13 protein-coding genes and 1 tRNA gene are annotated in these 12,055 nt (G+C 44.9%); 7 read left to right on the forward strand and 7 right to left on the reverse strand.

Features of this window, described 5'->3' with window-relative positions:
* Window positions 1-190 precede the first annotated feature (190 nt).
* The 5 genes from J7529_RS05190 to J7529_RS05210 all read left to right on the forward strand — a co-directional run bounded on the left by J7529_RS05190 (window position 191) and on the right by J7529_RS05210 (window position 4,006).
* A complete protein-coding gene (locus J7529_RS05190; RefSeq protein ID WP_318728110.1) occupies window positions 191-1,198 on the forward strand; it encodes a hypothetical protein in 1,008 nt (335 codons plus the stop codon).
* Between the two features lie 63 nt (window positions 1,199-1,261).
* Window positions 1,262-2,533, forward strand: a complete 1,272-nt coding sequence (locus J7529_RS05195) for a hypothetical protein (RefSeq protein ID WP_318728111.1) — start codon at window positions 1,262-1,264, stop codon at window positions 2,531-2,533.
* 128 nt (window positions 2,534-2,661) lie between these two features.
* Complete coding sequence (locus J7529_RS05200; RefSeq protein WP_318728112.1) at window positions 2,662-3,600, forward strand: TIGR04168 family protein; 939 nt, start codon at window positions 2,662-2,664, stop codon at window positions 3,598-3,600.
* Window positions 3,601-3,602: 2 nt separating this feature from the next.
* A tRNA-Ser gene (locus J7529_RS05205) sits at window positions 3,603-3,690 on the forward strand.
* Window positions 3,691-3,727: 37 nt separating this feature from the next.
* Complete coding sequence (locus J7529_RS05210; protein WP_318728113.1) at window positions 3,728-4,006, forward strand: cupin domain-containing protein; 279 nt, start codon at window positions 3,728-3,730, stop codon at window positions 4,004-4,006.
* 3 nt (window positions 4,007-4,009) lie between these two features.
* Here the strand turns inward: J7529_RS05210 and J7529_RS05215 are convergent, their stop codons facing one another.
* The 3 genes from J7529_RS05215 to J7529_RS05225 form a co-directional block, all read right to left on the reverse strand.
* Window positions 4,010-4,408 carry a VanZ family protein gene (locus J7529_RS05215; protein ID WP_318728114.1) on the reverse strand — a complete coding sequence of 133 codons (399 nt, stop codon included), beginning with the start codon at window positions 4,406-4,408 and terminating at the stop codon, window positions 4,010-4,012.
* 80 nt (window positions 4,409-4,488) lie between these two features.
* The gene (locus tag J7529_RS05220) at window positions 4,489-4,749 is read right to left on the reverse strand and encodes a hypothetical protein (protein ID WP_318728115.1); all 261 of its coding nucleotides are present in this window, start codon (window positions 4,747-4,749) and stop codon (window positions 4,489-4,491) included.
* A 45-nt stretch (window positions 4,750-4,794) separates the two neighbouring features.
* Window positions 4,795-5,715 carry a prohibitin family protein gene (locus J7529_RS05225; protein WP_390890004.1) on the reverse strand — a complete coding sequence of 307 codons (921 nt, stop codon included), beginning with the start codon at window positions 5,713-5,715 and terminating at the stop codon, window positions 4,795-4,797.
* A 136-nt stretch (window positions 5,716-5,851) separates the two neighbouring features.
* Here J7529_RS05225 and xseA point away from each other — a divergent pair, with 136 nt between their 5' ends.
* Window positions 5,852-7,084: an exodeoxyribonuclease VII large subunit gene (gene xseA, locus J7529_RS05230; RefSeq protein ID WP_271940195.1), complete on the forward strand. Its 1,233-nt coding sequence runs from the start codon at window positions 5,852-5,854 to the stop codon at window positions 7,082-7,084.
* 335 nt (window positions 7,085-7,419) lie between these two features.
* Complete coding sequence (gene xseB / locus J7529_RS05235; RefSeq protein WP_271940196.1) at window positions 7,420-7,659, forward strand: exodeoxyribonuclease VII small subunit; 240 nt, start codon at window positions 7,420-7,422, stop codon at window positions 7,657-7,659.
* On the opposite strand, the gene J7529_RS05240 is transcribed toward xseB, so the two are convergent.
* The 4 genes from J7529_RS05240 to J7529_RS05255 all read right to left on the reverse strand — a co-directional run bounded on the left by J7529_RS05240 (window position 7,656) and on the right by J7529_RS05255 (window position 11,846).
* Complete coding sequence (locus J7529_RS05240) at window positions 7,656-8,330, reverse strand: tetratricopeptide repeat protein (RefSeq protein ID WP_318728116.1); 675 nt, start codon at window positions 8,328-8,330, stop codon at window positions 7,656-7,658. The two genes, xseB and J7529_RS05240, sit on opposite strands and share 4 nt — an antisense overlap.
* Before the next feature lie 292 nt (window positions 8,331-8,622).
* Window positions 8,623-9,822, reverse strand: coding sequence for a DNA double-strand break repair nuclease NurA (locus J7529_RS05245; RefSeq protein ID WP_318728117.1), 1,200 nt, complete (start codon window positions 9,820-9,822; stop codon window positions 8,623-8,625).
* Between the two features lie 22 nt (window positions 9,823-9,844).
* Window positions 9,845-10,615 carry a hypothetical protein gene (locus J7529_RS05250; protein WP_318728118.1) on the reverse strand — a complete coding sequence of 257 codons (771 nt, stop codon included), beginning with the start codon at window positions 10,613-10,615 and terminating at the stop codon, window positions 9,845-9,847.
* A gap of 250 nt (window positions 10,616-10,865) precedes the next feature.
* Window positions 10,866-11,846, reverse strand: a complete 981-nt coding sequence (locus tag J7529_RS05255; RefSeq protein ID WP_318728119.1) for a hypothetical protein — start codon at window positions 11,844-11,846, stop codon at window positions 10,866-10,868.
* Window positions 11,847-12,055: the final 209 nt, after the last annotated feature.

Below are 12,055 nucleotides of genomic sequence, written 5' to 3' on the forward strand. Positions count from 1 at the left end.
TTTAGTTTACACTACATATGGTAGTTTCAGTGTGGCGATCGCTAATTTACCCGCACCCGAATTAAAACCTCCTCATTCACTGGGGAGGTTTTTTGGGGCCATTGCGATCTTTTGTAAAATTTAAATCTTGTTTGTTAAATCACCGTGATAAAGTAGTGGCTGAAGAATTCACTTAGTCCAAACTACAATCATGCAAGAATTTGGTTTAACTCTACCCCAAACCCAACTCATGTATAGCTTAGAATACAATTTGGTACTCACGGATATTAAACTCGAGGAACATAACCACAAAAAGCTGTTAAAGATTACTTGGCTGGAAAAATGGCGAGATTCCATGAATCTCATCCTGCAAAACCAGCAACTGAGTAACCCCTCTACAGAAGTTGTAGAATTAATAACTAATTTCGACCACCTGAAAGTCAAGGCTAGAGAACAAGCCCAAGAAGTTGAACCTAAATTTTCACTCTATTTGATTTTATTAGAATCCACTCTATTTGTCCCTTATTATCCTATCCTCGGAGAGGCTAGAGATGGACAGTTTAAGGGTTTGAAGTTTGCGAATCCAAACCTGATTGAAGATAAGCTTAAATCCTTTGCCCAACTGTTTAATCTAGATTCCCAATGTATTAAACGCTTTCAATCTCACCACAAAGAAGCGCTTGACGGGATTAAGGGAGGATTTAATCCATGGATTACCGGCACAGTCGGAGCGGTGTTTTTAGCCGCAGTTGCTGCATTGGGAACGCCTATTATTGCTGGTATTCTTGCCCCCATTATTGCCCCTGGTTTGTCAGGAGCGGCGGCAGTTTCTTCGGTATTGGCATTTTTAGGTGGAGGGGCGATCGCCGCCGGAGGCTTCGGAATGGCAGGTGGTGCTGCTGTTATTGCCGGTGGTGGAGCCATCTTGGGCGCAGGTTCAGGAGTAGGCTTGGGGTCATTATTTGCCCAATCTCCCACCACTGCGATTAATGAAGCCGCCAAATTAGAAGTGGTCATGAAAGAGCTAATTTTTATCCAGAAAGATATCCGGTTAGCTCAAGAAATCATCAAAGAACAACGGCAAGGCATTCGCGCTCTAGAAGATGAACGGGATGAATTGATGTACAATAAAAAAGAGAATGAGGAGAAAATCAAGAAATTAGAAGAAGCCTTAGATTACTTGAAACGAGCCTTACAGCGCAACCAAGATTTATTGTGATTCTATGATTTCAATCCATAGGATTTGCAATTAAGTGATTATCCGTTCCCAGCGCCTAGTCCTATGTCAGACTTATTTAACTTCAAAGATAAATTTTCTGAATCCCATCAGAAAATGTCAGGTATTCATCATGATTTCAATGCTCTTCGCCAGATTCAACAGCAAGAATCAAAACATTTAGAGCGTCTCAAAAAAGATATGCAAGACATCGCCGACATTTTAGGGGTTTCAGTCGATGAAATTTCATCCAACAATTCTCCCAAGTCTCCCCCTCTTAAGTCTGCCAGTTGGGACGATCAATTTTTCCTCAATAATCCTCTGGTTACCCTGGAAGAGCGGGTTAAACAAGAGGTATTGAAAAAACCGGATTTATTACCGCCCCTGTCTCAATTAGATTATGCAGTGGTGGGGATAACCGGTTTGGTAGCGACGCTCCTAGATTTCTTCGTGGTAGCCATTCCCAAAGATATCAATTATTTGGGAAAATATCAGCAAAAAGGTAGTCAATTTACAGGATGGTTGAGAACGTTGGGAATGGACAACGGCAAGTTACACCCATTTCTGAAATGGTGCGAAAAAGTCTGTAAGGTCCCCTATGATAAAAGTATTTGCTCGGATATTCCCGGATTAACGCCCAAAACCCATCGCTTACTGAGTTTAGGTCATGACCCCCTATTCGGGTTGATTTTTGGTACATTTGATATCTTAAATGGTTCCCTGACGGCGTTTGATGTCCAAGGAAACCTAAAAGTTATTAAAACCTGGAATATGGTTGGGGAAAATAAAATTTTTGCTCCCTTAATTTGGTTGGGGCATATTGTTTCAGATCTGTGTACATCCATGGGAGTTCCAATTCCCGGATGGGGGTTTACTCAGCTCTTGCAATTTGGCTCCATTGGCCCTAAGAATATGACGATCGCCCAAACGGCCAACTGGATGTATGTGAATGGCTATGAATTGCGCCATTTATTGACCCTTTCGATGCCTGTGGCGGCGATCGATCTGGTGATTCGCAGCTATCATTATTTGTCCACGCTGAAGCCAGAACCCTCTGAATTAAAGGCTTCTATGGGTTATGGAGAAATAGAGAAGATTCAAGCCAACCTGAAGTTAAATAAAATGTTGCTGCTCTCACGGGCGATCGCCGTCAGTGGGAATGGATTAAAAGTTTTCACCTATGCCGGAAATCCCTTAGCAGTGAACCTCACTCAATGGCTGTTCCTGATTAAAGATAGCGTAGCCCTAGTTCAAGGGATGATGGACAATAATACTCCCGAACAACTCGTCAGAAATCGTCAGCAAATTAATCTCACTTGGCAGGACATTCTGGGGTAATGGAGTCCTGATTCATTGGACTTGATATGATTAAAGAGCTGAAGGGGTTCGCGCTATTGTCGAAAACAATCCCGATGTTCCTGAGGCGATCGCTATAGTATACTTAACTGACGTGATTAGAGAATCCCATGAATGAAGCCAAGCAACCTTCCCTGAAGATCGCCGTGGTAGGAGATGTACACGATCAATGGGAAAGTGCCGATGCACAAGCACTACATGCTTTAGGAGTGGATTTAGTGTTATTTGTGGGTGACTTTGGCAATGAGTCAATTCCGGTGGTGGAGGAGATCGCCGCGTTAGACTTACCGAAGGCGATCATTTTAGGAAACCATGATTGTTGGTATACTGCCTCTCCTTGGGGTCGGAAGAAATGCCCCTACAATCGTCAGTTAGAAGATCGGGTAAGCGACCAGCTCAAGTTACTCGGCGATACCCATGTGGGGTTTGGTTATCTCAATTTTCCCCAATTTCAGCTCAGTGTTGTGGGCGCTCGGCCCTTTAGTTGGGGTGGCCCCGTCTGGCAGAATGGAGGCTTTTATCAAGAGCGTTATGGTGTGAATAGCTTTACGGAATCTGCGGATAAAATTATCGCGGCTGCCCAGAAAACCGCCTATGAGACAGTCATTTTTATGGGTCATTGTGGCCCCCAAGGTCTTGGAGATCAACCAGAAGATATTTGTGGCAAAGATTGGAATCCTTTGGGGGGAGACTTTGGCGAGCCGGATTTTCGAGCAGCGATCTTGGGAACTCGAGAGCAGGGAAAACAGATTCCCTTGGTGACGTTTGGCCATATGCATCACCGTCTGCGCCACACCGAAGCACAATTAAGAGAGGCGATCGCTCAAGATAATCAAGGTACAATTTATCTTAATGCAGCTAGAGTCCCCCGGATTATCACCACTGCAACCGGGAAATCCCGCAACTTCTCCCTCGTTACCCTAGAAAACCAAACGGTTACCCAAGCGAGCTTAGTGTGGGTCAATCACCAGTTCAAAATAGAAAGTGAAGAAATTCTCTATACATACCGCCCATCTGCTGCCCAAATAGGCTATACTAATAGACTGTGACTGGAGAGGTGGCAGAGTGGTCGAATGCGCTCGACTTGAAATCGAGTGGGCGTTAACAGCGTCCCGGGGGTTCGAATCCCCCCCTCTCCGTTCCCTTGTCGGTTGAGTGAATCAGGTTTGCCCTCTTATGACTTCTACGATACAAATTGAGCATCAACCGAGCCGCGAATACCTGGATCAACTGGGAATCTGGGATTGGCCAATTTGGACAAAAGAAGTCTCTGAGTTTCCCTGGACTTATGACTGCTCAGAAACCTGTTACTTACTTACCGGCCAAGTCCTCGTCACTCCCGATGGCGGAGAACCGGTCGAATTTGGTGAAGGGGATTTAGTTACGTTTCCCGCTGGACTCTCCTGTAGCTGGAACATTCTTCAACCGGTTCGCAAACATTATTCCATGGATTAATCCTTATTCTCTGACTGGTGCAAGCAGTCTACGGATGATGACCAAGAGCCAATAAAACATCCAGATACCGATCCAATTCGCCATCAGATCGATCAAACTATAACTACGGGCTGGAGAGAAAATCTGTAAGGTTTCATCAATGAATGAAAAGACAGTGACTAAAATTGGCCCTAGGGGAAGAGATATTTTTCCCAGTTGAATCATTCGCTGTCCCAGAGCTTGATGACTTAAAATGCCAGCAGTTCCGATGAGAAATAAATGCCCGAATTTATCGTAATCGGCTACACGGGCAGGAATCCAGCGTAAATAAGCAGCTAGGGATATGAGCAACAATACGCCGAAATAGATCCAGAAGGCAATGATCCATCGGCGATCGGCTTTTTTAGGAGTAGGCGTTCTCATAAGGGAGCAGTGATGAGTCGGTCTGTATACAGACGCTCAATCGCGCGATCGCAGTTCCCTAAATTGTTCTGGTTTTTATTTTATCCTTGACGGTTAATTTCTTCTAAGAGCCACTCTTCTATAGGTTCTCCATCTTTGCGTTCAACGTGAATGGCAATCGCATAAACATCAGCCGATCCCGGAGGTGCTGGAATTTGCTCAAACTCTACATTGTAGTCATTCGGGTCTTGGTTATGCTCCTTGAGCCAATCATTCACTTTAATTTGGGCAAACAACGATTGTCCATCCTGGAACATACGGGTAATTTGCATTTGCAAGGTATAGGGAGTAAAACGGGGCATAGGCTACTAATAAGGGATAAGAAAATAGGGGGATAGAATGCATCCTTATTCTGATTGTTGCAGAATTAAGGGTAAGTTGTCCTTGCCTCCACCAATAATAATCACTTTGCTGTTTTCAGATTCAGCTAATTTTTGCGTCGCTTCAATGGACTTAAGCTGTATAATTTGTGGCGTTAACCCTTGAGCCAGCAGTTTTTGGGCATCGGCAATGCCTTGGGCTTCTATTCGTTGTCTTTCTGCTTCTTTTTGCGCTTTTTCGATCTCAAATTCAATCTCTTGGCGCTCTTTTTCATTAATAAATTCCTGGCGCTCGCTTTCTTGTTGGGCAGCTAGTTTTTCCTGAATCGCCGCTTGAATGGAGTCAGGAAGGGTGACATTTCTGAGCAGAGCTTGATCGACGGTGAAGCCTAACGGTTGTAGTTGACTAATCAAAGAGTCTTGTAGTGTTTGGGCAATCTCTTGGCGCTTTTCTCCATAAATTTCACGGGCTTCATAACGGGCAGAAATTTCTCGAATCAGCGATCGAAAGCGAGAGATGATGATTTCGGTCTCATCTGTGCCAATATTTTCATAAACGTTAGCAACTTGTTGAGGGTCAAGTTTATATTGTAAACTGACATCCATACTTAGATTTAGCCCTTCTTTTGAGGTTGCACTTACTGTTTCTTTAATGTCTTTGAGGCGAGTAGAAAACGTTGTGATTTTGGCCATAGGATTGGTCAAGTGTACGCCAGGTTTCAGGGGCTTTTCTTGAACTTTTCCAAGGATTTCGACAACAGCGACTTTACCCGTTGACATCACAACCAAGCATTGGGATAAAGTCGCCAAAAAACCAATTACACCAATCAGAAGAGAGATGACTCTGATTTGACGTTGGCGATGTTCGGGAATAGCATCAATAGAGGTACTGCCTAAGGCGATCGCCAACGCTAACAATGACGTGAGGAGATAGGGAATAAACATGATTGTTGCGAAGATCAGTACCTTTATAGGGTAGTTCAGGGTCGTTAACCTCTAGGGCAAAGGTAAAGAAAAGTTCACTATCTGTTATCTTGTGAAAAGAATACCTCAGTTCTCTTAAACTTCCCTTAAAACAACTCCCATGACATTTCCCTTACCCAACTTGTTAGTTCCTGAACGAGCGGTTTCCGTAAATGAATTCACCCGATATTTACAAATGCGCTTAGAAGGAGATGAACGCCTTCAGCAAATTTGGGTTACGGGTGAAGTGTCAAGTGCTAGCCAATATAGCAGCGGATTATTTTTCACGCTACAAGATCCGGAAGTAAAAGCGAGTCTCAATTGTGTGGTGTGGAATAATGCCTTATCTCGACTGATGACTCAACCGACTGCGGGGGCTAAAATTGTGGTACTGGGAACCCTGCGGATTTATCCCCCTAGAGGACAATATCAATTAATGGTCTATCAGGTGCTTCCGGGAGGGGAAGGTTTACAAGCCCTTCGATATCGACAATTGCGCGATCGCCTAGCGGCTGAAGGCTATTTTGACCCCGATCGCAAACAACCCATTCCGTCCCATCCAAACATTGTGGCCGTAATTACCTCACGTCAAGCCGCCGCCTGGGGGGATATTCAACGCACTCTCAAGCGCCGTTATCCTGGGTTGCATGTCCTCTTTTGTCCAGCTCTGGTACAAGGCGAACAATCCCCCAGTTCTATTGTCAGAGCCATTCAACAGGTAGAAAGCGATGGTCGAGCTGAAGTAATTATTCTAGCCAGAGGGGGAGGAGCGACGGAAGATTTAGCCGCGTTTAATGATGAGCGAGTGGTTAAGGCGATCGCCGAGTGTCCCATTCCCATTATTTCCGGTATCGGTCATCAGAGGGATGAATCCCTCGCCGACTTAGCTGCCGATCTCTATGTCCATACCCCTACCGCTGCGGCCAATCGAGCTGTCCCAGAACTCTCTACCCTCTTGAATGAACATGAAGACCGTTGTCTAGCGCTGATCGACGTTGCTCACACCTACTTCAACCAACATCAGCATCAACTTAATCTCTTGCGAAACCGCCTCTATCGTCTGCAACTCGATCGCCAAATTACACAGGAAGAACAAACCTTAGACTGGAAGCGCCGTCAATTAATCCAACTCAGTCTACAAGCACTACAACAACAAACTCAAAAATGTGACTATTTGCGCCAAAAACTGTCTACTCTCGATCCTCATAATGTCTTGAAACGGGGATATGCTCTAGTCCGCAGCGAAAACGGAGAAATTGTGCGCTCTGTAAGTTCCCTAAAGTCAGACCAAGAACTATCAATTGGATTGGGTCAAGGTCAAGTGAAGGTCAAAATTGTAGAAATTCTCCCTTGATCATTCTGTAATTCCTGATTGAACAAGGTACTGCATAATAGAGGAAACTACTGTATAGTGATGGTCTGTTCTATGGAGTACAGCTTGGAGCCTTAGATCTAACCCATACAAGCTTTTGCTGATTGCTATTCGTGCCTATTCCTAGAGTGCAAAATGCTCTATGTAGCGAAAGGGAAGAGGAATGTATTCCTGATTACCTACTGGAAGCAACTGAGAGGCCTAAGCTATTTCTATGAGCAACAACCGATAGGGGTACAGTTATAACCACCCACGTCCTAATCATCTCCTGTTCCCTATCCCATCGTTCACTACACCCTCACTCCTTCAGGTTTATTATGCCTAAATCCTCCAAGAATAACTCTACACCTCAATCGGATTGGAATTATGAAGAAACCGTTGCCCAAGTTGAAGCCATTATTAACCAAATGGAAGCGGGAGATATGGACTTAGCGGAAGTCTTCAATCAATTTACTCGGGCTGTAGAATATCTTAAAGAGTGTGAGAGCTTTCTCGCGCACAAGCGATCGCAAATGGATTTGATGATCGAAACCTTAAGTGAAGATCCAGACTTCTAATCGCTTCGCTTGCTTTTCGATATCCCTCGGATCAACAGCAAATTAGCATTCAACGCCTGCCTATAATCTTCTGCTGCTCCTTGATAATCGCCCAGTTTCATCAAATAATCGCCGCGATTATAATACGCTTGTGCAAACTGAGGATTCAATGCCAGGGCATAATTAAAATCAGCTAAGGCTTTAAAAACCTCATTTTGAGCGGCATAAACTAATCCTCGGTTATTATAGGCGGCCGCTAACTCAGGATTCAATTCAATGGCGCGGTTAAAATCCTGTAGTGCTTCTGACTCCTGCTGCAATTCCCAATACACGGCTCCTCGACTCAGATACCCTTTTGCTGATTCGGGATCTAATTGGATTACCCGCTCAAAATCGGCTAACGCTTGATTCCACTGTTTGAGTTTGCGGTAAGTATTCCCTCGATTGTAATAACTTCTCACATACTCAGGATTCAGGGTAATCGCCTGATCGAAATCCGCGATCGCCTCCTGATAATCCCCTAGATTATAGCGACTTAAGCCTCGGTTATTATATCCTTTGGCGTAATCAGGGGCTAATTGGAGAACCCGATCAAAACATTCAAAAGCATTTTGGCGATCGCCCATTCGAGCAACTACGACACCATGGTTGAGTAACTGTTTCGCCTGCATCAGGTTAGATCCGATATTCATAGGGTTAATAGAGTAAGACTGAGCCAGAACCAAATGAACCCCAAGAGTCTAGAGTTTCGTTCTATTCAAACCCAGTCCCCCAATGTGGAATTCACTTATAGCGCTACGCGCTGATCGTGGGTAATCGGTAACCCGTAAACCGGCTTTTCCTTCAAAAGACCCCATTTTTAAGGTTTTTCGGGAAAGTTTTTGCGTGAATTTACAGTTACAATAATCCATTTTCCTGAGTATTGCATCCGTAGGGAGTTGAGAGTTAAAACTCAGTGTCTATTGCTATTACTGATTACCTAATTTAAGCAATCGAACCTCGCTTACGGGCTTCTTTATAAGATGTACCAATATTTTTCAGACCTGCCTTAATCATCTGCTGTTCCAACAATAGGAAAAACCGATGGCGATCGCCTCCCCGCACTACGGCTTGATTATGAGCTTCGGATAAGGAGATCGGATAACCATAGCCTTTCGCTACTTGAGCGAGGGTGAAACTTAATGCTTGCTCTAATAATTGGGCATCTTCAACCACCCATTGGGGAAATTCCACACGGGCAATTTCTTTCCCCACATGCAGGTAACAAAAATACACTACTTGTTCTCGATACTGCTCTAAAATTCGTGCCGAAGACCTCCATAACCCACTGCGCTGTCCCGGTTTTAGCCAACCTCCCAAGACTGAACTATCTCGCAAGGGATGTAAAACTTGACAGGGTGCCTTATCTGTTTGCCCACCACAGTGAGCCATACAATTGGGTTCGGGATGAGGACAGTGGGCAAGACGCAGAAAGTTAAGTGCTTCTCCACTGCGAGACGAACTCAAATAACCGACAAGGGGAATACGATGATGTTGGAGGGTTTCCCAAGCGTCTAGAATCGGGGGTAAAAGGCGATCGCGTGCCCCACCCGGTAATGGCTCTAAATGCCAATAAATTAAAGAACCATCCACCATGGCTAGGGCGGGCAACTGTTCGTCTAATTCTCCTTGCGTTTCAGTAGCCACTCTTACCCCTAATTCCGCCAATACCACTGCCTCTGATACCGTACGCTGATACGCCATCCATTCATCCGTGCGAATTCCCCATTGGCGAGAGACATAGAGATCTTCTTGACGATAAAAGGCTTCAGGGAGACTATCGAGAATTGCAGCCCGATTTTGACCATAATAAAAAACGACTCGTCCCGTATTAATCAGATAACAATAGGCAATTTCATGGTGGGAGGGAGCCATCTGGGAACCGTCGGTAGAGATAACGGTATGGACTTGAGGCGCATTTTGAATATCTACTACCGTATCTAAGGGTTCAATGGGAAAGGCGGCATTAAATCCAAAATGATTCGACCATTGCTCATAGGAAGAGATTAACTCATCTAGGCGATCGCTCGCTTGAGCTAAGGTTTCTCTAGCGCGGTTCAGCCGTTTCTGGGTAGCGGTGGCTTCATCTTGCAGATGTTGGCTGATGCCTTCCATCTGACGGGCGAGTTTATTAAAATCGAGCATAATCAGGCACTCTAGCAATAGGTTATAGCCAATGGTTTAAACGTTGGCTGAACGTGTCTAGGGATAGAGAATGAATGCGAGGATGGCTGCTGGCGGCTTGTTTTTCGGCGGCTGTATTGTAGCCCCAGGTGGCGAGGAAGAGTTCCACGGAGGTTAATTGGGGATGTTGAGTAACAGACAGGAGAGTTTTCCAGCGATCTTCGATAAACCAAATCCGTTTTTCTGAGGGATGGAATGTGAGTAAGGTTTCGGTTTTGGGGCGTTTGATACTTTTGCCGATAATGCGATCGCCAGGAAAGTTAATGTCCTCCATTTCTAGTAGTTCCTGGACAAATCTGGCTTCTTTGGTCGTAATAATCACCAACTCTAAATCCAGGTTAGCCAGGAGCGATCGCAGTTGAGGGACAATACCGGGATAAAATCGATGCAGGGATAACCAGTCTGAGCGGTTGGTTTGGATCTGGCGATCGCGCCTACCATCGACTCGATCCATAATTTCCCCAGCCTTGAGTCCATCTCTGGTAATAATTTGCTCGCAGATCCCGCGCCAATTCGCTAAAATCTCCTCCTCTGACGCTCCTTCAACCATGGCTCGAATCAATACCGGCATTTCCCAACCGGTTTCAATCACTGGGCGCAGGCGATAGAATGCGTCTGCCATCCCTGGAGGTGGAGGAGTCTCGTCCACTGCCCACACCTGAGTATAGGTTTGCCAAGCCGTTTGAAAATACTCGACTAATCCATCACAGAGTACACCATCAAAATCTAAGGCTAGAATCTCTGGAATATCCATAATTTTTGCTGGCTATAACACTATAGGCAAGGATAGCAGGCGATCGCTACTCTCACCAGATTGAACCGTCCTCATCTTGCTCTATAAGAACATACAGCGCTTTGCTTGCGTTATAAAACACAGGCTTGAATCCTCTCTCTCCATGTACCACAATCCTATTCCCTATTCCCCAGCGCAAAGCGCTGTAATACTCTTGGGGTTGGGATGGCATGTTTGTAATCCTTTTAACTTAACCGTACAAAGCCTTTGCTCAAGTCTCATCAACCGGGTTATTAGGTTCTGAGTCATTCGTCTGTGTCTCTGCACTCTCGGGAATTGAATCTTGCAGTTGTTTGAGTTCCCTTGGAGAAACCATCCCCATTAAGACTTGCTTCAACTCTAATTTCTTATCCTTATTTAAGGATGTTTTACTCAAGGTGACCACAGAATCAGCCATCCCTTCTTGAGGAGCCAGTTGCAGATAAACTTCTAGACTAGGAATAGGAATATCCAGATGAGTATTAATTAACTCCCCGGCTTTGACATAATTATTGCTGTCCAGGAAACCCATAAACGCTTCTGAGCGATCGTCAGCTACGTTCCCGACTCGCTGTGGATTACCATACCAGCGATCGCTACTTTCACAAAAGGGTTCCTTTGCTGCCCGAAATCCGGCTGCGGTACTAACTCCCGCAATGACGCTTAATTCCAGAGCGCGATAAATCCACATACCTATTCCGCTCACTGGAATACCGCCACTGCTCGATCTCGATAGTTCCATGCCTCGTTGGGCAGTAAATTGTAAATACCCGATAAAGCCGGCTTGCCCAGTTTCCTCGATTAAGATAATGTCAATGGCTGATTGCAGAAGGTCTTCTTCAGTTACTCCTTCTTCACTTTCTGCGAGTGCTGTTTGCAGATCTTCGCTATAGGCTTGTCGTAATTCTCCAGCTACAGCTCTCTGAAAAGTCCAGTAATCAAAAACATGCATGGCACCATAGATGGATATACCCGTCAATGCCCCAAATAAGGCTGCGATCGCAGGATTTCTGACTTTACCTTTTTTTACGGCAATATGAGTTGCGCCACCTCCCAACAATCCCATGCCCAAGGGAAACAGAATGATCAAATACAAGAAATTACCGATAAAACTCGTAATCCCAGCAACAACACCACCGATTATGACAGTGGCGAGCGCTAGCCATTGATAGCCAGAAATTGGCACAATATTGCTTGATTTATAGGGTTTCATAGTCGAAGAAGTTAGATATAGCGCTAGATAATAGGTAATGGAAATCCTGACATAGATCGTCTAATACCCTTTCCCTATGAAGCTGCGCTTCATAGGAAAGGGTATAATAATGGGTAGGAAAGAGCAAAGAAATATAGAGGTATTTATGGCAGGTCGGTTAAAAGTGAGTGTCTCAGAAAGTGTGGGGGAACTTCAAAATCGCTTAAGCA

This window comes from Roseofilum sp. Guam (genome assembly GCF_017746735.1).
In the GTDB taxonomy this organism is placed as follows: Bacteria; Cyanobacteriota; Cyanobacteriia; order Cyanobacteriales; family Desertifilaceae; genus Roseofilum; species Roseofilum reptotaenium.

Excerpts from the sequence above, each read along its gene's own strand:
- J7529_RS05190 (WP_318728110.1), top strand. The coding sequence starts at position 191 with ATGCAAGAATTTGGTTTAACTCTACCCCAAACCCAACTCATGTATAGC.
- J7529_RS05195 (WP_318728111.1), top strand. The coding sequence starts at position 1,262 with ATGTCAGACTTATTTAACTTCAAAGATAAATTTTCTGAATCCCATCAG.
- J7529_RS05200 (WP_318728112.1), top strand. The coding sequence starts at position 2,662 with ATGAATGAAGCCAAGCAACCTTCCCTGAAGATCGCCGTGGTAGGAGAT.
- J7529_RS05210 (WP_318728113.1), top strand. The coding sequence starts at position 3,728 with ATGACTTCTACGATACAAATTGAGCATCAACCGAGCCGCGAATACCTG.
- J7529_RS05215 (WP_318728114.1), bottom strand. The coding sequence starts at position 4,408 with ATGAGAACGCCTACTCCTAAAAAAGCCGATCGCCGATGGATCATTGCC.
- J7529_RS05220 (WP_318728115.1), bottom strand. The coding sequence starts at position 4,749 with ATGCCCCGTTTTACTCCCTATACCTTGCAAATGCAAATTACCCGTATG.
- xseA (WP_271940195.1), top strand. The coding sequence starts at position 5,852 with ATGACATTTCCCTTACCCAACTTGTTAGTTCCTGAACGAGCGGTTTCC.
- xseB (WP_271940196.1), top strand. The coding sequence starts at position 7,420 with ATGCCTAAATCCTCCAAGAATAACTCTACACCTCAATCGGATTGGAAT.
- J7529_RS05240 (WP_318728116.1), bottom strand. The coding sequence starts at position 8,330 with ATGAATATCGGATCTAACCTGATGCAGGCGAAACAGTTACTCAACCAT.
- J7529_RS05245 (WP_318728117.1), bottom strand. The coding sequence starts at position 9,822 with ATGCTCGATTTTAATAAACTCGCCCGTCAGATGGAAGGCATCAGCCAA.
- J7529_RS05250 (WP_318728118.1), bottom strand. The coding sequence starts at position 10,615 with ATGGATATTCCAGAGATTCTAGCCTTAGATTTTGATGGTGTACTCTGT.
- J7529_RS05255 (WP_318728119.1), bottom strand. The coding sequence starts at position 11,846 with ATGAAACCCTATAAATCAAGCAATATTGTGCCAATTTCTGGCTATCAA.